We start from the raw sequence: 22,036 nt of genomic DNA on the forward strand, positions 1-22,036 counted from the left end.
CTTACTCGCCCAACTCCTTAATGATAAACTGTGTGCTATCGTAAGGGTTTGGCGTTTTTATATAAACTTTCTTCACTAATTTTCCGGGACGGCCTAAGACAACTTTCGGTTTGCCGTTTTGGATCATCTCCACCGCGGAACCGTCTCCTACCTTGATCTCAAGACGATCTTTCGCTTCTAGGGCTTTGTTCTCTCCACCTTGAACAAGGCCTCTAAATCCCATCTGACCGTCGATGATGAACTCTGCATAACTTGGTTTAGAGAAAAATAATGTGACTTGGATCGGAACATCACCCAAAGTTTTTGTGGAATCCTCCCCCTGAGGGTTGGGCTGAACGGTCGTTCCTTGTCTCTCTTCTTCACTTAAGGAAACTAGGACTTTTGCGGAACTTCCGGTCACACTTTGAGCGGAAATACGGATACTTCTGCGTAAGGAAGAAATTTCCGGAATAGAATAGCTAAGGACTTTTTCCTGTCCTTCGGATAATCTGAATTTATAAACAGTCAATTCAGGATACACATTGAAGGCAAGAACGGCAGTATTCGTATCGGATCCTTGTTCCACGGAGGAAATGAAAAGTTTACATTGTTGGTTGGAAGCGCTAAAGCTCACACCTTGGTTCGCAGTTAAGATAAAACTTTCCGGTCTCGTTTCCGGAACGGAACGATTGATAAAATCTATATTTTCGGGGATCTCCAACTTTCTTCTACTTTCTTCCGTAATCTCGTCATCCGAAGAAGATCCGTCGATAAACGTATAAAGTAAAACCGCGGCAATTGCCACCATCAGGACCGAGATAGCGGTGATCAGTTTGTTCTTATCGAAATTTAGATCATAATAAAAATTAGAAGTAGGTTTGGTTAATTCTTCCAAGGGAGCTTGCGACTCTTCGATCTTTTCCCCTCTGTATAAATTGATCAGCATCCCCGTGTCTAACTTCAAGTAACTACCATAGTTCTTTAGAAAACCGATGGTAAAAGTTTCTCCCGGAAACTGAGCATAGTCCTCTGTTTCCAACGCGAGAATGTATTTAACGGAAATATTCGTATCCTTGGATACGTCCTTTACAGTGAGCTTTTTTTCTTCCCTAGCCTCTCTAAGGATTTGCCCTACTCGTTTCTGATTCAATTTCGCTCTCCTTTCCTAGGAAGATTTATTCTTCCGAAACCAAGGGGTTATTTACGATTTTAGAATTACCATCCGGACGGAAATTAAATACCCCGTCCTCGATATCCGCATTCGGATCTACTCCGAAAAATTCCACGGTTGTGGTCTTACCTCTTCCGTCGCTTGCCACCGCTTTTTTTATAAAAGAAGTCTGGGCATCCACGTAAAGAGTCATTGTTTCGTATCCGCCGATCTTTTCTCTTTGCTCCAAAGCCAAAACGAAATATTGGCGATTGTCCTTAGGAGAAATCTGAGGTTGTTCTATGGATTCGAATTTATAATGATATTTTCTGAAAATCCTGGAAAGCCCCTCTTCCGTCATTGGCGAAAAGATAGGACCGGATTTATTAGATTTATTTAATGTAAGGTCCTGTTTACCGGCAGCATTCAATCTTTTTATAAAGATCCAAAGAGTTTTGCCGTCGGAAACGATCTCGTCTCCGGCAGGATCCGAAAATTCGTATTTGATCTTTCCGCCCTTCTTATAATAGCAGATACCTTTTTTAGTGACTACCTTTTTGTTCGCTTCCGTTTGGATCACGAAATCGGCCTTATAGGATTTCAGGTCCGAAAAAGTTTTTCTGACTTTTTTAACCACTTCCGATGGGGAATTCCAATGGTGTTTCGCGGAGGACTGAGCGCCTAGGGAGAAGCTGCCGAATAAAACGACAAGGCCGAGGGCGATAAATATAGAACGATTGCTTCTGTTATCTTTCATTCTCGAATAATGCAGGGATTTTTTTCCAGGGTGGCGGGTATCCGCCCCCCTGTCACTTGGTTTCTTTTCCCGGCCTGGAAATTCCTAAACCGGTCAATTTTTAAGCGGACCTTAAAATTTCCCGTCCCTTAGATCCCAGGATCGGAGAAACATATCCCCGTTCTTCCATTAATTCCATGATCCGAGCCGCCCGATTATAGCCGATTTTCAAACGTCTTTGCAAATAGCTTGCACTTGCTTTTCTATCCGTTCTTACGATTTCCCAGGCCTTGTCGAATAGCTCCTCGTCCATCTCTTCGCCGGATTCCGATTCGGTTTCTTCTTCCAGATCGAATTCTACGTAGGTAGGAGCTCCGTATTTTTTGGCCTCTTCCACGATCTTCTCGATCTCTTCTTCCGAAATAAACGGAGCCTGGATCCTTGCTAGGTCCGCGGAAGTAGGAGATTTGTACAACATATCTCCTTTTCCTAAAAGGGATTCCGCTCCGTTCATATCCAGGATGATCTTGGAGTCCGTTTTTTGGGCCACATGGAATGCGATCCTGGCAGGACAGTTGGCCTTGATAAGACCTGTAATCACATCCACGGAAGGCCTTTGGGTCGCCATCACTAAGTGGATCCCCACCGCTCTGGACTTCTGGCTGATACGAGTGATCGCATCTTCCAGATCTTTCCCGGATACCATCATCAAATCCGCAAGCTCGTCTATGAACACCACGAGATACGGCATTTTATTATAACCTTCTTTGTGATAATGTTCTTCGACCTTCTCGTTATAAGAACGGAAGTCCCTACATTTCAATTGGGAAACGGCCTCATAACGTGCTTCCATCTCCTGGATCACCCAAGAAAGGGATTTGGTCGCCTTACGGGCATCCTTGATCACAGGCATAAGAAGATGAGGAATATCCTCGAACAGAGTAAGTTCCACCATCTTAGGGTCTATCATGATAAACCGGACTTCTTCCGGAGAAAGATTTAAGACCAGAGAAGCGATCATCGCATTCAAACAAACGGATTTACCCGAACCTGTAGTTCCCGCTACCAGCAAGTGAGGAAGTTTATTCAGATCGATGGAGACAAGTTTACCGGAGATATCCTTACCGATAACTATGTTCAGGTCCTTTTTAGGTTTAGGAGCTAAAGAAGAACGTAAAATATCTCCAAGGAAGACATCCTCTCTATGTTTATTCGGAACTTCTATACCGATCGTGGATTTGCCCGGGATAGGAGCAACGATACGTATATTTTTAACGGCAAGATACATCCTAAGCTCGTCCGTCAAAGAAGTGATCCTTCCCAGTTTTACACCCGGAGGAGGAGTGAGTTCGTAACGAGTGATGATCGGACCTCTTTCCCAACCCACAACTTTGGCTTCGTAGCCGTACACTTTCAGAGCATTCTCGATCTCGAAAGCCACCTTTTCGGATTCCACTTTAAAAAGTGCATCCTGCACTTTTGTAGGATTACTTTTCAAACGGTTTAAAGGAATATGATATACGGAACGTTTAGAACGGAATATCGGTACCATGGAAACAGGTGCAAAAGGAAGTTCGGATTGTTTTGGTTTCTCCGATTTTTTTTCGAATGCCGTTGTGGGAGTTCCAACAACAGGAGAAGGTAACGTATTTGGGACTACCTCCTCCGGCACGGCGATCGCCTCAGGCTTTTCGACCTCCACAATTTCTTGCAATTCGTCGGATCCTTCCGTTTCTTCCTCATCGTCTTCTTCCGAGTCTTCCAGTTCTTCCGAAAAATCTTCCTCTTCGGTCCATTCTTCAAACTCCTCGCCTTCTTCTTGAAAGTCTTCCTCTTCTGCGGAAACTTCCTCTATAATTTCTTTGTTAGAAACGAACGGCTGGACTTCTTCTTCCAGCTCTTCTGTCTCCGAAGCGACAGACAAAACTTCCTCTTTATGGAAAGAAGTAAGAGAAGAAGTTTCACTCCTAAGATCCAGGATCTCCCAGGCTTTTTTAGAAACGGAAGGAACTTCTTCTTTTCTTTCGGGAGCTCCGTACACCTTCTCCACCAGACGAGTGGAAGCGCTTTGAAATTGGAAAATTTTTCTATCTTCTTCAAAAAAGCCTTGGAGAAGACCGGAATTTTTATATTGCACGTTAGCTTCTCTTAAGGAAGCGACCTTAGAGTTCCCTTTTACTTTCTGAATATACGATTCTAAATTTGCGGGAGTTTTCACAGAGTTCTGCTTGTCCGAAGAATGACCCGAAACCTCTCTGCGAAACCAAGGAGGAACATTCTCTTCCGAAATTTCAGAGTCGGTTTGTTTCCATGAATTGATGGAACCCATCATACCGGATAATCCTTTGGACCAATCTGTAGTTTTGGTTTTCGGAAATGTAGATTCGAAATTTTGGATTTCTTCTTCTTTTTTGGTTCTTCCACTCATATAACCGGAAAGCCATTGCTCCTTCCAGTCCCGACCGCTTTGTGCAAGTAGCCTTCCTAAAAAATGGACCGGAGATTCGTTCAGATACACAAGAATGCCGTAAAAATAGACCACAAAATGGATGAGAAGTCTCCCCGTTGAACCGAGAAGATATTCCAGAGCAACAGCTAATGCTTGGCCAAGCACTCCACCGTTAGATGCAAAAGGAACCGTGGAAATATTTCCGAAAACGTTCAGGCTCACCGCGACTGCGAGTAAGAATAAAGGAATCGTAAGAAGTTTGTTCGTAATATCCTGAGCAGGTTTCGCGAGAAGGATCCCACCCGTAAGAATGAGCATGATCCCGGGAACGAAGGATGCATTCCCGAATAGATACAAAAATCCCCAGGAAAGGTAATGACCAAGCCTTCCAAAAAGATTGGCCTGTACCCCATTTTCAGCGATGGTAAAAGAACCCAAGGAAAGGGTCAGAAAAATCCCTGTAAAAAGAAGAAGATACGGCAATGCGGCCCTTCCTTTTTCCCAAATCACAAAATTTTGTCCGACTATTTGGTCCTTTCTATCCATACTCCCTAAGCATCGGCAGAAAATTAAAATCCGAAAAGAGACTTAATCCGTGAAAAAGTAGCTAAATACTCAAAAAAGAAAGCTACGAATTTCGCACAGAGCACACGAAGAACACAGAGCTTTGATTTGTTCAAAAACCCAAAATAACCCCGCTCCGTGGCCTCCGTGCGAAACATTTTTCTCGATTCATCCGGAATCAGTTTTCCGGTCTTGTTTCTGTTTTTTAGTTGAAAATTCGAATCAACCAGTTAATAGACTAGTGTTTACGATGAACGTAAACATGGAATCGGTTTCCGCCTTCCAAGCGAAGACCCATTTATCGGAATTACTCAAAAAAGTCCAAGCAGGAGAGGTTTTTGTGATCACTCATAGAGGCAAACCTATTGCAAAATTGGTCCCCTTTTCGGAAGAGATCGAATTCGATCCCAAAGAGGGGCTTAACACTTTAAAAAAGATCAGAGCTAGCATTTCTTCGAAGGTAAATATTAAAGAATTTATCAACGAAGGCCGCAAATGGTAAAACTCTGGGTATTAGATTGTTCCTTAGCAGCCGCAAGTTTTCTACCGGACGAAAAGTCTCCCAAGGCCGATCAATTTTTACAATCGATCGGTAAGACCGTCCGTGCGGTGGTTCCCAGCCTTTGGTGGTACGAATTCAATAACGTACTGCTAGTTTCTAAAAGAAGAAAAAGACTCACAGGTCCCCAAAGCAAACAGATCGTTTCGATTTTCGAATCGCTTCCGATCGAATTCGATATCAATCTTTCTTTCGAAGTGTTTCGACATATCCAAGAGTTGGCAGTCAACTACGAACTTTCTTCTTACGATGCTTCTTATCTGGAACTTTGTATCCGTAAAGGCGCTGGTTTAGCGACCCTTGACGAAAAAGTTTCTGCGGTAGCTAAAAAATTAAAGATAGAAGTTTTTAAATAAGAGACGTCCGCACGGAGAGCACAGAGAACACGGAGTTTTTTGGAAAATAAATTCGGGATCTTTTCTTCTTTGCGGCTTCGTGTAAAATAAGATTAGAATAGATTTGGATTCGCGCTAAGATATGAAGGGCTTTAATTAACGTATCCAAAAACTTTCCCCTCTGTGAACCCAGTGGTCTCTGTGCGAAACAGACATTTCTAAGTTTTAGAACCCAGTGCTACCGAAGCCGCCTGCTCCTCTTTCGGATTCAGGTAGTTCAGTTACAAGTTCCCAATCGGTATGCCAGGTACGGCGGATCAAAAGTTGTGCAATCCTAGTTTTATCTTCTAGTAGATATGGCTCTTTTCCCAGATTTAAAAGAGGGACCATCAATTCGCCTCTATAATCGGAGTCGATCGTACCTGGAGTATTCGGGATCAGGATCTTAAACTTAGTGGAAAATCCGGATCGTGGCCTGATCTCAAAATGAAATCCGTCCGGGATCGCGAAAGAAAGCCCGGTAGGAACTAAAACGACTTCCCCCGCCGGGAGCTCCAGAGTGGAATCCAAACAAGCTGCAATATCATAACCTGCGGAACCGGAAGTTTTGATCTCCGGCAGAAGAGCCTTCTCTTTTAGTTTTTTCACCGGAATTTTCATATTAGTACGAGTAGGATCCGAAAATGGATTTTATTTTTTGCTCTTCTTTCGCTTTTAGTTTCGCCAAAACGGAAAGATGTAATTTAGGAAGTGCGAATATTTTTCTGACAGTTTGATTAATTTCCTCTTCCGTAACGGAATGGATCTCTTTGATCCTGTCTTCTAAGGAATTATACTTTCCGTAATATAATTCCTGGAAAGCGATATTGTTCATTCTACTTTCGGTGTGTTCATAACCGATAGAAAGACTACCTTCGTGGTTGGTCTTTGCGTCCTTCAATTCCTGGGAGGTCACGCCCTTATCCACGAATAGCCTCAATTCTTCCAAGATCAGTTCCAAACTTTCCGCAAACCTTTCTTTGGAAGTGGAACAAACAATCGAATTGATCCCCACATCACGATACGAAGAAGGATAACTTGTGATATGATAACAAAGTCCTTTTTCTTCCCGAACTTTTTGGAATAAACGAGAAGACATTCCCCCGCCTAAAACATGCGTGAGAAGGGATAATCTTGTCGCATCATGAAAATTTCGAGGAAAACCTTCGCCGCCTAAAATGAAATAGGCTTGTTCCGTCTCCTTATTCCCTTTGCGAAAATATCCGAACTCTTTTTTAGGAGTTTCGAATGTTCCTTCTTTTCCTTTTTTAACGGATTGAGAGAAGTATTTGGAGACTAGATCGAAGACGAACTCGGGCTCGTAATTTCCGGAAAGAGAAAGTATCATATTTTCCGGATGATAATAGGTCTCGTAAAATTTCCGAAGACTAGAAGGAGTCACTCCTCGGATAGAAGTTTCCGTCCCGATAATATCTCTTCCTAAAGAATTTCCCGAAAATAGATTATTATAATAGAAATCGTGAATCGCGTCTTCCGGAGAATCTTCATAACCTTTCATTTCTTCCAAGACAACTTCCGCTTCGGTGCGGATGTCCTGGTCCCTGAACAAAGGACGGAACATCATCTCCGAAAGTAATTCCAATCCTAATTCCAGATCTCTGGAAGCTAAGGTTGCATGAAAGTAAGTGTATTCTCTAGAAGTGGCTGCGTTGGAATAAGCGCCTACTCTTTCCCAATCTTCCGCTTGTTGTTTTGCGGTCCGCTTTTCCGTGTCTTTGAAAAGCATATGTTCCAAGAAATGACAGTAACCTGCGGTTTCCAAAGTTTCCGATCTGGAGCCTACTTTTACGTACACTCCCATAGACACACTTACCGAATAAGGAGCTCTTTGGAACAGAACCGTAAGTCCGTTCCCTAATTTTATTTTATGATTTTTTTCTTCTAGAAAAACCAATGTACTACCCGGCGAAAAAAATTCGCCGGTCTAATTCGTTTTTTAAACTTCGAGAGCGTCTCTTCTGGAAAGATCGATCTTTCCGGTTTTATCCACGTTCAACACGCGGACACGGATGATCTCACCTTCTTTCACGATGTCTTTAACCGAATTCACACGCTTTGAATCCAGCTTGGAAATATGGCAAAGTCCTTCTTTGCCCGGTAGGATCTCCACAAAGGCGCCGAAATCGGTAATACGTTTTACTTTGCCTTCGTAAATTTTCCCTACTTCCACTTCTGCGAAGAATCCTTCGACCATTCCTGCGGCTTTTTCAGCCTGCTCTTGGTTGACACCCGCGATAGTGACTTTTCCATCATCGTCTATATTGATATCCGCTCCGGAAGCTTCGATGATCCCGCGGATATTTTTACCGCCTGGACCGATCAGTTCCCCGATACGATCTTTCGGTATATATTTTACGATAATTCTCGGCGCTGTGCGAGAGACTGTATCCGCAGCTTTGGAGATGGATTTTTCCATCACATCCAAGATATGGAAACGAGCTTTTTCCGCTTGAGTAAACACCGCTTCTAAAACGTTAAACGCAACACCCGTTACTTTTAAGTCCATCTGGAATGCAGTGATCCCTTTCCTGGTGCCTGCAATCTTACAGTCCATATCGCCGAAATGGTCTTCCAATCCTGCGATATCGGATAATACAGCGAATCTTCCGGATTCGTCCGAAAATAATCCCATTGCGATCCCGGAAACAGCAGACTTGATCGGAACCCCTGCTGCCATAAGAGCCAATGATCCGGAGCATACGGAAGCCATGGAAGAAGATCCATTGGATTCCAAAATTTCGGAAACCACTCTGATCACGTAAGGGAAATCATCTTGCTTAGGAAGTACGAGTTTTAACGCTCTTTCCGCCAGATTTCCGTGACCGATCTCTCTACGCCCCGGCCCGGAAGACCTTCTAACTTCTCCCACTGAGAATGCAGGAAAGTTATAATGAAGCATGAAGTTCTTTTCTTTTTGACCTTCCAATGTTTCGTAACGTTGATTGTCGGCCGCAGTTCCTAAGGTTACAGTTCCAAGGGATTGGGTTTGCCCTCTGGTAAATACCGCAGAACCGTGAACTCCGGGAAGAGGACTCATTTCTACGCTGATATTTCGGATCTCGTCCAACTTTCTTCCGTCGAAACGAACTCCCTCTTTTAATACCTGCTCTCTTACGATCTCGTATTCGAGTTCATGTAAGAAGTTTTTGATGTCCTTGATCTTTTCGGATTCGGTTACGGTCTCTTTGAAGTGTTCAACCACTTCTTTGTTTACATTAGAGATCTCTTTATTGCGAGAAGCTTTGTCGGCAGTTTTATTTGCTGCGGAGATCTTATCGAAAGCGTATTTACGGACTTCGCCTAAAAGAGTTTCGTCTTTAACTTTAAGTTTAACTTCTTTTTTGACTACTTGCAGTTGTGCAGCCCAGGTTTCCTGAAGCTCTACGAATTTTACGATATGTTCGTGGGCAAATTTTAATGCTTCCAACATTTCGGAGTTGGATAATTCCTTCGCCTCACCTTCAATCATTACGATATGGGTTTTAGTACCTGCAACTACCAGATCCAGATCCGAATTCAGGATCTCCTTATTGCCTGGGTTGATTACGAGTTCTCCGTTAATTCTTCCTACTCTGGCTCCTGCAATCGGACCATTGAAAGGAATATTAGAGATCGTTAATGCTGCGGAAGCTGCATTTAACGCATGACCTGCAGTGGAAATTTCATTGTCCGCGGAAAGAACGGTTACCTGCAATTGTACTTCGCAGAAATATCCCTCCGGAAAAAGAGGACGGATCGGTCTATCGATGATCCTGGAATTTAAAACCTCATGCTCATAAGGTTTCGCTTCTCTTTTGAAATACCCGCCAGGAAATCTACCTACAGAATAAACTTTTTCGGAATATTCGCACGTTAGCGGAAAGAAGTCTTGTCCTTCTTTAGGTTCATCGGCGGCACAAACGGTTGCTAATAGAACGAGATTTCCGGTTTTATATACGACGGACCCGTGGGCTTGCTTCGCCCAATCTCCCGTTTCGAGAGTGATGGAATCACGGCCAAATTGGCCATTAATAGTTTTAGCCATGAACGGACCCCTTACTTGCGGAGTCCGAGAGTTTCAATTAGCTTTTTGTAACGTTCTAGATCTTGGCGTTTTAGATATTCCAATAATTTTTTACGTTTGCTTACTAATTTAAGAAGGCCTGTTTTAGAATGAAAATCTTTCTTATGAGTTTTAAAATGCTCGTTCAGATCTTTAATTTGAGCATCTAGGAGGGCGACTTGAACTTCCGTTGAACCGGTGTCCCCCTTTCCTTTTGCAAATGTGGAAATAATTTGCTGCTTTTGTTCCGTAGTTACCATAGTTTGATTGTACCTGTTGCCAATTTTCGGGGGCCTAGGCCCCTGTCCAAGCTAAATTTTCGAAAAGACCTTCAAATATTTATAGGAAAGGCTGCCAGGCAGACCTTCCCTTCTGCAATATGCCAAAATCTCTCCCTCAGGAGAGGTGAGTAGGAACTCCTGGGCCGGGATCCAGTCCAATTTGATCTTTTTTCCATGAAAAACGTCTTTTACTTCGGTGCTTGGGATTTCAACCGAGGGAATGTCCAGGATCTCTTCCGGGGGGTGGATGATCGCTTTCCCGAGCAATAACGCTTCGTAGGTATCCGCTTGCTCTAACTTCAGTTTTCCCACTTTGGTTCGGTTCAAGGATTTGAGGCACATCGGGATCCCAGCTACTTCTCCGATATCCATCACAAGCTTTCGGATATACGTCCCGCCCGAAACCCTGGCCCTCAATTTGAAACCTTCCGGGCAAAAGTCTCCCGCTTCGAATTCGAATATTTTGATCTTACGAATGCTTGGTGGAACTGAAATTCCTTCTCTAAACAATTTAGCCCTTCTCTGTCCCTGAACCTTAAGTGCGGAAACCTCGGGTGCAATCTGTTCTTCCCAACTGCAAACCTTGGAAAGTATTTCTTCCAACTTGGGCATGAATTCTTGGTACCATTTTTGGATCTTAGAAGTTTCCCAATCCTCGACTACCAGACCTTCTCGATCACCAGAGTCGGTGGAAAAGCCGAACTGCACATCGGCCTCATACTCTTTGTCTTTCCCTAAAAATACTTGGGAGAAGCTAGTAGAAGTTCCGACAGGTAGTACCATTAAACCGGAGGCTGCCTTGTCTAAGGTTCCGGTATGACCTATTTTCCTTAGTCCAAGAGTCTTTTTGGCTTTTAAAACCAGATCGGAAGAAGTCATTCCAACCGGTTTATCCAAGAGAAGAAATCCGAATTCAGTCCGGATTTGTTGGTTTTCTCGTAAGTCGGAGGGATTCATCTAAACCTTGGATATATTCTTCGTCCCAAACAAAACTCATCCTGGGTGTAACTCTAAGATTGAGTTTTGTGGAAAGAGTAGCGGCAAATTTACCCGAGGCACTATTTAAGCCGGCGAGTAATTTTTCCTTCTTTTTGTCCGTGCAAATAGCCGTAACGTATACTTTCAGATTTTTGGAATCGTCCGAGAGTTCCGATCTATGAACGGAAACCATGTGGACCCTGGGGTCCTTGACTTTTCCGGCCAGGATCATCATGGCGACGGTTCGAACCGTCTCCGCTTCGATTTTCCTTTTACGGATCGGATTCACTCTAACACTACTCCAGCTTCCGTTTTACTACTGTGACAGTATAAGCTTCGATCGTATCGCCGACTTTGAAGTCGTTGTAGTTCTCCAACTGGATACCACATTCGAAATTGTTCACCACTTCGTTTACTTCGTCTTTGAATCTTCGAAGAGACTTGAGTTTTCCGTCGAATACTTGAACTCCGTCGCTGATCACACGGATACCGGAAGCTTTCGTGATCTTTCCGGAAGTAACCATACAACCCGCGATATTTCCGATCTTGGAAACCTTGAAAACTTCTCTGATCTCTGCGGTTCCGATAACTTCTTCGATCCTTTCCGGTTCGAGAAGTCCTTCCATCGCCATCTTGATCTCGTCCACAACTTGGTAGATGATGCTGTAATACTTGATCTGAACGCCTTCTTTTTCGGCGAGTGCGATCGTTTTCGGATTCGCACGAACATGGAATCCTATGATGATCGCATTGGATGCAGATGCAAGCATCACATCCATATCGACGATAGCTCCCGCACCGGACTGAATTACGTTCAGTTTTACATCCGAAGTGGAAAGTTTTTCCAGAGCTTCCTTGATCGCTTCCGCGGAACCGCGAACGTCCGCTTTGATGATAACTTTCAGTTCTTTTAATGCACCCTGTTTGATGAACTCGTTCATGTTTTCCAGTGTGACTTTGGAACCTGTAGCTCCTGCGTTTCCGATCCTTTCGAATTCGATACGGTGTTGAGAGATATTTCTCGCTTCTTTCTCGTCTTCTACGGAGTCGAAAGGTGCTCCCGCATCGGGCACTCCGTCAAGTCCGGTTACCTGCACTGGGAAAGCAGGTCCTGCTTCCTTGATCAGATGACCGTAATCGTCATACATCGCGCGAACCCTACCGGAGAATACCCCGGCTACGAATGGATCTCCCACTCTCAGTGTTCCGTTTTGGATCAGAACTGTCGCAACCGCTCCGCGGCCCGGATCCAGTTTTGCTTCAACGATTGTACCTTTAGCTCTACGTTTAGGGTTAGCTTTCAGATCCAGAACTTCCGCTTGTAGAAGCACTGACTCTAAAAGTTTATCGATCCCGATATTTTCCTTCGCGGAGATCTTACAATACATCGTATCCCCGCCCCATTCTTCCGATTGGAGTCCGTGGTTTGCCAGTTCCTGCATGATCTTGTCCGGATTTGCAGTAGGTAGATCCACTTTATTGATCGCAACTATGATAGGGACTTTTGCATCTTTTGCATGAGATAATGCTTCCAAAGTTTGGGGCATTACTCCGTCATCCGCAGCAACTACCAGGATTACTATATCCGTAACCTTAGCTCCCCTTGCTCTCATAGAAGTAAACGCTTCGTGACCAGGAGTATCCAAGAAGGTGATTTCCCCTCTGGAAGTTTTTACCTGGTAAGCGCCGATATGTTGTGTAATTCCACCCGACTCGGTATCGATGACCGAAGACTTACGGATGGTATCCAATAGTTTGGTCTTACCATGGTCAACGTGACCCATGATGGTAACGACCGGAGGTCTATGGATATAATCTTCCGGGCTGTCTTTTTCTTCGTCGATTAGGGTTTCTTCATATAGAGAAACTACTTTTACCTTACAACCGTATTCGTCTGCGAGAATAGAAGCCGTTTCGGCATCGATGATATTATTGATGGTCACCATCATACCCATTTTCATGAGTTTTCCGATAACATCTCCCGGCTTAAGATTCATTTTCTTAGCCAGTTCTCCTACTTGGACATTCTCCAAAAGAGTTATCTCTTTCGGTACGGATACGCCGGTAGGTCCGCTTACTTTAGGTTTTCTGAATGTTTGTCGGAAGAATTTAGAATTTTCAGAACCGTCCTGTCCATCCGGTCTTCCGCCTTTATCTTTATCATTACGTTTTTTGCCTGAAGGAACTCCTCTTCCTCCCTCAACAGGTCCTAAACCTGGAGGTGGGGCTCCTGCACCAGGACCGCCTCTAAATCCGCCACCCTGGCCGCCTGGACCACCACGGAATCCACCACCTTGGCCTCCACGATAACCACCACCGCTTTGACCACCCTGGCCCCCGCGATAACCACCACCGCCTTGACCACCTTGGCCTCCACGATAACCGCCACCGCCTTGACCACCTTGGTATCCGCTACCTTGGCCGCCTTGGCCTCCACGATAACCACCACCGCCTTGACCACCCTGGCCCCCGCGATAACCGCCGCCGCCTTGACCACCTTGGTATCCACTACCTTGGCCGCCCTGGCCTCCACGATAACCGCCGCCGCCTTGACCACCTTGGTATCCGCTACCTTGGCCGCCCTGGCCTCCACGATAACCGCCGCCGCCTTGACCACCTTGGTATCCACTACCTTGGCCGCCTTGGCCTCCACGATAACCGCCGCCGCCTTGACCACCTTGGTATCCACTACCTTGGCCGCCTTGGCCTCCACGATAACCACCACCGCCTTCGCGATTCTGACCACCTTGATAACCGCCACCCTGGCCGCCACGATATCCACCGCCGCCGCCTTCTCGGTTTTGGTATCCACCACCTTCGCGATTCTGGCCACCTTGGTAACCACCACCCTGGCCGCCGCGATATCCACCGCCGCCGCCTTCTCGGTTTTGGTATCCGCCACCTTCGGGGCGATTGCCTCGATAATTACCGCTCGATTCTCCAGACTCTCTGTTCTGATTGGAATAAGTCGGTCTTTGGTTCGGACGAGATACTATAATATTATTGTCTTCTCTTTGAAAAGGAGTTCTACCTTCTCCTAATATATGTTCCGGAGGAGCAGATCTTGGAACCGGAGGTTCTTGTCGAGTGCTTGGTTCAGGAAAGAGAGGTTCTTTTTTAGGAGGATTAGGATTAGATTTCGGGGCACTTGGACCGGAAGAAGCCGCAGCGGCCGGTTTACCCGAAGCCGGTTCGATGGGAGCTTCTTTCTTTGCAGAGGCAGAAGGTGTCTTCTCATCCGGCTTCTTCTTGATAACCAGCTTCTTCTTCTTACTTGCGTCGGTAGAAGCAGTACCCTGGAGCTTTTCCTTGATTGATTTATTCTTTTCTTCCATATAATGTCCTGGTCAAGTACGGGATGTACTGAAAACGGGTCTTAAAGCCCTACCCTCAAATTGAGGAGATCAGCTTTCCTCCACCCACTCTACAGATTCCGCCAATATCCTTAAGATCTGAGCGGCGGTAGTCTGTCCTATGCCGGGGAGTTTTGCCAAGTCATCCTGGCTGATCTCGATCAACGTCTCGACGTTATTGATCCCTGCGCTCCTTAATAGGCCAATCAAGCGGGTAGAAAGTCCAGGTAGATCCTCTAGAGCAGTTGCTCCATCGTCGTCTTCTTCTTCCGTAGTGGCAGCTGGAGGACTGAATAGTTTATCCAATCTCTCTCTTGCTTCCGGAGAAGAGAACTCTTCATTGTACTGGGCTATCGTTTTGATATCGATCCTAAATCCGGTTAATTGTGACGCCAACTTTACATTGGAACCGTTGATCCCGATTGCAAGAGATAATTGTTCCTCTGGAACGATTACCATTGCTTCTCTACCCACGGAATCCGCCTTTACATCGTAAGGTTTTGCCGGAGAAATCGCGTTTGCAATGAACTCCGTCGGGTCCGAAGAGTATTGAACGATATCTATTCTTTCGTTTCCTAATTCTCTGACAATGGATTGGATACGCACCCCTTTCATACCAACGCAGGCACCCACAGGATCTATATCTCCTCTGGTAGCATAAACTACAACTTTGGTACGAATGGACGGTTGACGAGCCACGTTTACGATTTCTACGAGTCCGTCGTAGATCTCCGGGATTTCCATTTCGAAAAGTTTACGAACAAAATCCGCAGAGGCTCTTGAAAGAGTGATCACAGGGATCGGTTCTCTAGGACGAAGTTCCACTTTTTGTATAATTGCTTTCAGGCGGTCCCCGCTATGATATTTTTCTCCGGGGTTTTGCTCACGTTTCGGCATGATACCTTCGACCTTACCAAGATCGATGGACATAGCGTCTTTTTTCCAACGTTGGAAATATCCATGAGTCAGTTCGCCTTCTTTTGCTTTGTATTCCTGATATAGAAGTTCTTTTTCCATATCTCTCAAGCGTTGGAATACCATTTGTTTTGCCTGAGAGGAAATGATCCTGGAAAGCTCCATCGGCTTTTCTTTAAAATCCAGAACTTCACCCACAGTTGCGTTAGGATAGACAGCTTGCGCGTCTTCCAAAGAAATTTCCAAACCGTTTTTAGGAGAGGATTCCACAACTTTACGGGATACTACGATTACGACATTTTCCCCATCTCCGGAGGAAGCAAATTCTACCTTGATCGGATTCTCATCTTCTTCCAAAGTTTCGATGCCCGACTTCTTCTTGTACGCGGTAATCAAGGAATCACGAATGACTCCCATCACGGCTTCCCTGTCTAGGGACTTGTCGGCACAAAATTGTTGGATTGCTTCCAACAGATTGACTTCGGCTTCTTTCTTCTTAACTGCCATAATCAAATACTTACGTACAAATTTCCTTTCAGTATATCCTTCAATTCCAGAATGACTTCCTTTTTTTTAGAACCTTTGGCCTTCCTTTTGGAAAACGGCTCTAAAAAAATCCTGTCTTCTTTCCTATCCAGAATCTTAAAGATTCCTTCCTTATCGCCCGACCCTTCCGCTTTAAAGACGAGTCGTACCGGTATTCCACGGAATCTATCCAGATCCTCGGGAATCACCAGTTTTCTTTCCGCACCGGCGGAAGAAACCTTGAGAGTATAGTTCAGATCCGGTGAGATCCGTTCCAACTCTTCATTCAGTTTTCTGGAAACTTGCTCACATTCCAGAAGGCTGACGGAACCGTACGGGTGCTCGAGGTGATCCAGCTCTACCTCGATCAGCGTATGGTTTGGCCTTTGGCTAACCATGAGTGCATACAGCTTGACGGGAGCGAGAAGGATTCGATCTAAGATCGTTTCGATAACTTCTTTACTGACTGTCACGCCGGCCTTACAGAGAGTCTCTGAACCGCTTCGTTTTGCCTCAAAAAAGAGGAAAATACAACCTACAAAAGTTCGGATCATCCGAATTTTTCAGGCTTCCCATACAAATTCAATGGGTGGTTCCCGATACCAATTCAAAATATTTTTACCTTACCCTAGTGTAAAGTAAAAAATAACCTCACTTCCGAGCCATCCTCTTGTTACGAGCGAAATTGCTTGTTTTCTTATACTAAAAAGAAGGATGGTAACGAAATGTCCCGGGCAAACCGAAAAAAGGCTCGGGTTTTTATAAGAACCATGCAAAATTCCTCCACTTCCAAGATCGGGACCTCATCTGTCCGCAAATACCTTTCCTTTTTCTTATGTTCTATCTTAGTGATAGGGGCTTGTTCCAAATTCCGAGTGGATGATTACAATCCATATCTATATGGAAGAGTTAAATTAGGAAAAGATCTAAAAGAATTACAAGTGAGTATAGTCAATCGGGTTCCGACGAACGTTCCGAACCAAGTAGCTGTCGCTTCCGGAGTAATTTACGTTCCGGACTTCGAACAATCTTTGATCAAAGCATTCAACTCCGACGGTGATCTCAAGTTTGTGATCGGTAATTCCAAAGAAAAACAGGACAAGGTCAAAAATTTCAATGTCAAATTAGGAAGGATCGGATTAGTTACCGTTTCCGACAACGATGATATTTATGTTCAGTCCAGAGTTTCCAAAGAAGATGCAAAGTCGGACAAAGTAGCTGAGAATATTTACGCTAAAAAATCCGGAGAATTCCGCACGGACGCGGAAGAAGCCATTCCTTCCGTGATATTAAAAATAAACGATTCCGGAAAACTTTCTCAAACGATCTATGCGGACGGTACGGGAGGTTCTATTCCTTTCGGATATGTGGAAAGAATGGAAGCCGGAAATAACGATCTATTATTCGTATTTCATAGACACAACGGAGCGATGAGGCTTAGCGTTTTTGACGAGTTAGGAAAATTAAAACAAAAGGTAGAAGGTATCGATTTCAAAGATTCTCTAAATCAAGGAGAGGCTTACACTTGGTATGTGGATTCATTCTTTTCGCATCCTGATGGAGAATATATACTCGGTTCCTTTAGTTTTTACGAAACCAAATCCGGAAGATTCAAAAATCGAAAGATCCTAAAATACGAACTTAAAGACAAGAGGATCATTCCGATAAAAGAGATCCAAGATCCGTCCGAAACGTTATACTGGGTCCTAAACAACGATAATTTTTTTATCTGGGAAACGGAAGTGGAAGAAGGAAATTCCATCCGGCTCCAAGTGCATGACGAGGACGGGAACCATGTGAATAATATCCGCCTAAACTATCCTCCTCCTCGCGGACTTTGGAGAGAAACTTGGATGGATACGAACGATGAAATCTATTCCATGAAGATCAGATCCGGTTATTTAGAGATCCATAAATGGAAATAAAATGAACGGATATCCTAATTTCCAGGTATTATTTAACGAAGAAGAAGCAAAAATCCTAGATGAGCAAACCATCCGAGATAGAAACATTTCGGGGACTTTACTCATGGGATTTGCCGCACTTTCCATCTTCCAAACCTGGGAAAAAGTTTTTAGATCCGCAAAGAAGATCATTGTATTTTGCGGATCCGGAAATAACGGAGGAGATGGATACGCCTTAGCCCAATTTTTAAAGGCAGAAGACCTCGAAGTCGAGATTTATTCAAAAGAGGGCAATTTCTCCGAAGAAACAAAATATTATAAAAATCTAACAGAAGAACTGAAAATCCGAAATTTCCCTTTAAAAAAATTTAAAGCGGATCTCGTAAATCCCGGAGAAGTATTAGTGGACTCCCTTTTAGGAACCGGATTTAAGGGCCCATTATCCGGAGAAATTTCTACCACAATTATCGAGATCCACTCTGCCAAAGAAAGATTAAAAGATTCTTTATTAATCGTAAGCGTAGATGCGGTTTCCGGCTATTCTCCGGATGAAAAAATCCCATTTGCCGCGGATATTTTAGCGGAAATCGGATCACCTAAACTCAAAAACGTATTCTATCCTTTATCGAAAGAAAAAAAATCGTTTCATCCCATCGGGTTCTTGCGACAAGAATCCCTTACTTCCAAATATCTTTTACCGAGAGCGAAGAGAGAAGAGTTAGTATCTAAACTTTCCAGAGAAAAAGATTCCCATAAATATAAAAACGGCTCGGCAGTATTTGTAGGCGGATCCGAAGGAATGTCCGGAGCAATCCTATCCTCTGCGCTTGCATTCCAGGAATTGGGAGGCGGGATTTCCCAAATACTCACTCCGTCCGCGAATACTCTTACAAAAGTCCTAAAAAAAGATCCCTCCTTTATGGTCTCCCAATTGGAAACTTCTAAAAAATCTTCGGATTATCCGTTTGTCCAAAAAGCAAGTGTAGTATGTGCCGGGCCAGGGCTTGCCCCCGCCGATCTTCCTTCATTCTCTTTTTCTAAAGAAACAACCCTGGTGTTTGATGCAGGCGCATTCAAGTATTTGGATGAAAAATATTTAGGTCCTAACACAATACTCACTCCTCACTTAGGTGAATGGTCTTATATCATTGGAAAAAAATACCAAAGCCAATATTCGGCATTGGAAGATGCAAAAGTTTGGGCAAAGGAAAAAAGAACCTACCTACTTTTGAAAGGATCGGTTTCTATTCTTTTCACTCCCGAAGGAGACTCTTACTTCTGGGAATTCCAAGAACCCAAACTGGCAGTTATGGGAACAGGAGATCTTCTTGTTGGAATTCTAACATTCTTCTTATCCAGAGGCGAAGATATAATAGAATCGGTCAGGTTATCTCAAAGCTTACTACTTTACTGCGCAGAATTGTGCAAAGGGTATCCTACTGCAGGTAGGATACGTAAGAAAATCCGAACGTTGATCGATTAAAACTTGGCCTGCATTCCCACACTGATCAAAGGAAGATAATAAACGTTCCCGCTTCCCGTTTTGGAATTGATATAATTGGAGTTATAGATCGGTTCCGGGTTTGTCGGCTGAACCATATTTCCAGTTAACGGATTTTGTAGGGAGTATGTGGAATAAGGATATAAATTATTGAAGTTCTGACTGATCTGATTTCTGTTTCCGAAGAAGTTTATGAATTCGATATAAACGTTCATATAACCCCATTGATAATTATAAAAGCGGTCCAAACGTATATCCAATTGGTGAAAGTCGGGCCATCTTGCGGAATTATAATCCTTGGAATACGTAGGCAGATACAGATTAATCCCTGTGGAACTTCCCGCGGAAGCGTTTTCGGAACCTACGATGGGAGTGATAGGTACGTTGGTAAGGTACATGTATTTTCCGCCGATCTGCCAATCATCCAAAAACTTCCAACCTCCCACGAAACTTAACATATGAGTACGGTCGTAATCGTAATATTCCTCCTTATCATTATCGTATAAAATTTCGTAATTTCCATCGTCATAAAAATTGATATAGTTCCCTTCATAATTCGTCTGGTAAATAAGGGTCCTCATACTATTGTCGATCGTTCTTTGCCTTTGCTCGTCGTCCGTTAATCTGGCCTGATGATTATTCCGTTTCGAGATCGAATTCGTATAGGAAAGCCAACCGAATATCCTTTTTATACCGTTATGATTCTTTTTAAGGAATATCTCAATACCTCTGGAATATCCGTCTCTTAGATTCGAATAATTCAAGTTAGTTACTATATAAGGATTTTCCACCACGTAAGTCGGATCGTTCACGATATCTCGGATCTGATTGTTGGGTGTATAGGGATTTTGGATATTGGAATCGGGAGTCACCAAGTTGGAATAAGTATTATGGAAACCTTCTATCTTTATCAGATAATCGGTCCCGATACTTTGCTCGATGCCTACGGAAGAATGGACAGAATATTCCATTTTTAAGTTAGGATTTCCCGATTTGGAGGAATATTGTTCTATTCTAGTCGGTGCGTTATAATGTTCTCCCGATCCTGCAAGAAGTTTCGTTCCGGTTTTAACAAATTCGTATTCGATCCTAGCTCTGATGGAATCTTTTTTTTCACCGGATTTATCATAGTAGTCGTTGCGATAACCCGGTAAAAAACGAAAACCTCCCAGCCTAAATTCTAATTCCGCAAATTGCGCAATCTCCTTGGTATGGATACGGTCACCCTCGAATAAGGCCCTGAATTGACGGTTGGAATCGAGCAAGTCGTTGAAAATTTCCAGGAATTGAGAATTATTCGTTTCGATATCCTGTCCGTTAAGCTTGATATTTGTTTCACGATACTGGGCACCAAAACGAAAATATAGATAATTTTCCAGGATCCGGATCTTGTTGTTGTTTTCCGCAAAAGTAAGATTTTGCCTCGTAACGTTCCCAAAACCGAATATCCTCTCACCGCTCAGGGGATTATCGTATTTCATTTCATAATTTTCTTTAAAAGAATTATTTGAAATAGAGAAAGAACTCTCGATCCCGGAACCATTGTTAAAAACGTATCTAAGTCCGCTCGTTCCGAAACTTCTATCGATCCCTACCGGCGGACGGCTTAGGGCGTTTCCCAGATCGAACTCATTTTCCATCGTTTTCGAATATTTCTGCAGGTCCTTTGCTCCGAAGAACATTGCTGTGATCGTATGATTTTCTCCGGGTTTCCAATTAAATTTAGTCTGAAAGTCCTCGTAATCAGCATACTTTGCGTCTTGAGGGATCCCGTCCGGATAAAACTGCATGAGAGTATAATTCGGATAAGACTTTCTTGCGGAAACTATCGCAAATGCGTTTTCGGAAAGTTTATGCTGATGATAAACGTCCGACAAGAATGTATTCACATTTATAATAGAATGATTTTTTTTAACTTCATCCGGAGTCCTTATATCGATGATCCCTCCCGTCGCGAATCCGTATTGGACAGGAAAGGCCCCCGAATATACGTTGATCGATCTTATGATATTATTGTTTAATACGGACGATTGGTCCCCTAAGTGGTACGGATAAGACATCGGGAACCCATCCAAATAATATCCGTTCTGCAGAGTTCCCCCTCCCCGAATTACCAGGAAACCTCTATCGCTATTGGAATATGGACTGGAACCTGCAAGATTACCTAAATTGGTTAGATTGGAAAAACTGGAGGAAGTCAAACCGACCGGAGGTACTGCAGAGATCCCGGGTAAAGTTTGTAACGCTTTTAACGAATCGTTTTGTGCTCCTGGAAGTCGTATAATCTCTTCTTGCTGTAGTGAATATCTGGATAAGGACTCGGATTCTTTTTTAGCAACAATATGGATACCGGAAGGAGTCTCCGGCTTGATCGTAAGTATGATTTTTTGCCGATCGGAAGTTACGATGATCTCCTTACTTATGATCCTGTCCGAAGAAACGATTCTCAATTCGTAAGATCCGAACGATTGGACCCCAATAATCGCTTTTCCGAAAGGGTCCGTACTATAGGACCTACCGGTCTCCTTCAATAAGAACCTAAGGTTCGAAATCGGAGATTTGTCCCTTTCGGAGAGAAAGAACACTTCGACCGTAACTTTGTTTTCCGAAAACAATGGAGTTTGGACCAGAAAAAGTAAGACACCCAGAAGAAATTTTCTTTTAACTATGTTGTTTTTCTCTAGGAATTTTTTTACGAACATTCT

18 protein-coding genes are annotated in these 22,036 nt (G+C 43.7%); 5 read left to right on the forward strand and 13 right to left on the reverse strand.

The features are described from left to right. Nucleotide 1: 1 nt before the first annotated feature. The 3 genes from AB3N61_RS11165 to AB3N61_RS11175 form a co-directional block, all read right to left on the reverse strand. Entirely contained in the window at nucleotides 2–1,129 is a 1,128-nt protein-coding gene (locus AB3N61_RS11165) for a helix-turn-helix domain-containing protein (RefSeq protein WP_020770794.1), read from the reverse strand. Between the two features lie 25 nt (nucleotides 1,130–1,154). Continuing rightward, the gene (locus tag AB3N61_RS11170) at nucleotides 1,155–1,886 is read right to left on the reverse strand and encodes a LolA family protein (RefSeq protein ID WP_020770625.1); all 732 of its coding nucleotides are present in this window, start codon (nucleotides 1,884–1,886) and stop codon (nucleotides 1,155–1,157) included. A gap of 100 nt (nucleotides 1,887–1,986) precedes the next feature. Continuing rightward, nucleotides 1,987–4,860, reverse strand: coding sequence for an FtsK/SpoIIIE family DNA translocase (locus AB3N61_RS11175; RefSeq protein ID WP_367897600.1), 2,874 nt, complete (start codon nucleotides 4,858–4,860; stop codon nucleotides 1,987–1,989). Between the two features lie 280 nt (nucleotides 4,861–5,140). On the opposite strand from AB3N61_RS11175, the gene AB3N61_RS11180 reads away from it, so the two are divergent. Together AB3N61_RS11180 and AB3N61_RS11185 are read left to right on the forward strand one after the other, a co-directional pair. Further along, nucleotides 5,141–5,380: a type II toxin-antitoxin system Phd/YefM family antitoxin gene (locus AB3N61_RS11180; protein ID WP_020770823.1), complete on the forward strand. Its 240-nt coding sequence runs from the start codon at nucleotides 5,141–5,143 to the stop codon at nucleotides 5,378–5,380. Then, complete coding sequence (locus AB3N61_RS11185) at nucleotides 5,374–5,793, forward strand: type II toxin-antitoxin system VapC family toxin (RefSeq protein ID WP_020770784.1); 420 nt, start codon at nucleotides 5,374–5,376, stop codon at nucleotides 5,791–5,793. The genes AB3N61_RS11180 and AB3N61_RS11185 overlap by 7 nt, the downstream gene beginning before the upstream one ends. Nucleotides 5,794–5,997: 204 nt before the next feature. Here AB3N61_RS11185 and dut read toward each other — a convergent pair whose 3' ends face one another. From dut to infB, 7 genes are read right to left on the reverse strand one after another with little or no spacing between them, the layout of a single operon-like run. Then, complete coding sequence (gene dut / locus AB3N61_RS11190; RefSeq protein WP_367897601.1) at nucleotides 5,998–6,432, reverse strand: dUTP diphosphatase; 435 nt, start codon at nucleotides 6,430–6,432, stop codon at nucleotides 5,998–6,000. A gap of 1 nt (nucleotide 6,433) precedes the next feature. Beyond that, nucleotides 6,434–7,726 (reverse strand): M16 family metallopeptidase, encoded by a 1,293-nt coding sequence (locus AB3N61_RS11195; RefSeq protein ID WP_020770621.1) that lies wholly within the window; start codon nucleotides 7,724–7,726, stop codon nucleotides 6,434–6,436. A gap of 42 nt (nucleotides 7,727–7,768) precedes the next feature. Beyond that, entirely contained in the window at nucleotides 7,769–9,856 is a 2,088-nt protein-coding gene (gene pnp, locus AB3N61_RS11200; protein ID WP_020770709.1) for a polyribonucleotide nucleotidyltransferase, read from the reverse strand. An 11-nt stretch (nucleotides 9,857–9,867) separates the two neighbouring features. Then, complete coding sequence (gene rpsO / locus AB3N61_RS11205) at nucleotides 9,868–10,134, reverse strand: 30S ribosomal protein S15 (protein WP_020770754.1); 267 nt, start codon at nucleotides 10,132–10,134, stop codon at nucleotides 9,868–9,870. 51 nt (nucleotides 10,135–10,185) lie between these two features. Further along, entirely contained in the window at nucleotides 10,186–11,034 is an 849-nt protein-coding gene (truB, locus tag AB3N61_RS11210; protein WP_367899090.1) for a tRNA pseudouridine(55) synthase TruB, read from the reverse strand. A gap of 34 nt (nucleotides 11,035–11,068) precedes the next feature. Then, on the reverse strand, nucleotides 11,069–11,422 hold the full coding sequence (gene rbfA, locus AB3N61_RS11215) for a 30S ribosome-binding factor RbfA (RefSeq protein ID WP_020770775.1): 354 nt from the start codon (nucleotides 11,420–11,422) through the stop codon (nucleotides 11,069–11,071). A 7-nt stretch (nucleotides 11,423–11,429) separates the two neighbouring features. Beyond that, nucleotides 11,430–14,330, reverse strand: a complete 2,901-nt coding sequence (infB, locus tag AB3N61_RS11220) for a translation initiation factor IF-2 (RefSeq protein ID WP_412758412.1) — start codon at nucleotides 14,328–14,330, stop codon at nucleotides 11,430–11,432. Between infB and AB3N61_RS19015 the strand changes: the two genes are divergently transcribed. Then, nucleotides 14,221–14,472: a hypothetical protein gene (locus AB3N61_RS19015; protein ID WP_412758419.1), complete on the forward strand. Its 252-nt coding sequence runs from the start codon at nucleotides 14,221–14,223 to the stop codon at nucleotides 14,470–14,472. The genes infB and AB3N61_RS19015 overlap by 110 nt on opposite strands. 65 nt (nucleotides 14,473–14,537) lie before the next feature. Here the strand turns inward: AB3N61_RS19015 and nusA are convergent, their stop codons facing one another. Both nusA and rimP read right to left on the reverse strand, forming a co-directional pair. Then, complete coding sequence (nusA, locus tag AB3N61_RS11225) at nucleotides 14,538–15,908, reverse strand: transcription termination factor NusA (protein ID WP_020770631.1); 1,371 nt, start codon at nucleotides 15,906–15,908, stop codon at nucleotides 14,538–14,540. A gap of 2 nt (nucleotides 15,909–15,910) precedes the next feature. Then, nucleotides 15,911–16,336, reverse strand: coding sequence for a ribosome maturation factor RimP (gene rimP / locus AB3N61_RS11230; RefSeq protein WP_232421038.1), 426 nt, complete (start codon nucleotides 16,334–16,336; stop codon nucleotides 15,911–15,913). A gap of 360 nt (nucleotides 16,337–16,696) precedes the next feature. On the opposite strand from rimP, the gene AB3N61_RS11235 reads away from it, so the two are divergent. After that, on the forward strand, nucleotides 16,697–17,851 hold the full coding sequence (locus tag AB3N61_RS11235) for an LIC_12708 family protein (RefSeq protein ID WP_367897603.1): 1,155 nt from the start codon (nucleotides 16,697–16,699) through the stop codon (nucleotides 17,849–17,851). 1 nt (nucleotide 17,852) lies between these two features. Continuing rightward, complete coding sequence (locus tag AB3N61_RS11240; protein ID WP_367897604.1) at nucleotides 17,853–19,313, forward strand: bifunctional ADP-dependent NAD(P)H-hydrate dehydratase/NAD(P)H-hydrate epimerase; 1,461 nt, start codon at nucleotides 17,853–17,855, stop codon at nucleotides 19,311–19,313. On the opposite strand, the gene AB3N61_RS11245 is transcribed toward AB3N61_RS11240, so the two are convergent. After that, nucleotides 19,310–22,033 carry a TonB-dependent receptor plug domain-containing protein gene (locus AB3N61_RS11245; protein WP_367899091.1) on the reverse strand — a complete coding sequence of 908 codons (2,724 nt, stop codon included), beginning with the start codon at nucleotides 22,031–22,033 and terminating at the stop codon, nucleotides 19,310–19,312. The genes AB3N61_RS11240 and AB3N61_RS11245 overlap by 4 nt on opposite strands. Nucleotides 22,034–22,036 lie beyond the last annotated feature (3 nt).

This window comes from Leptospira sp. WS58.C1, assembly GCF_040833995.1.
GTDB lineage: Bacteria > Spirochaetota > Leptospiria > Leptospirales > Leptospiraceae > Leptospira_B > Leptospira_B cinconiae.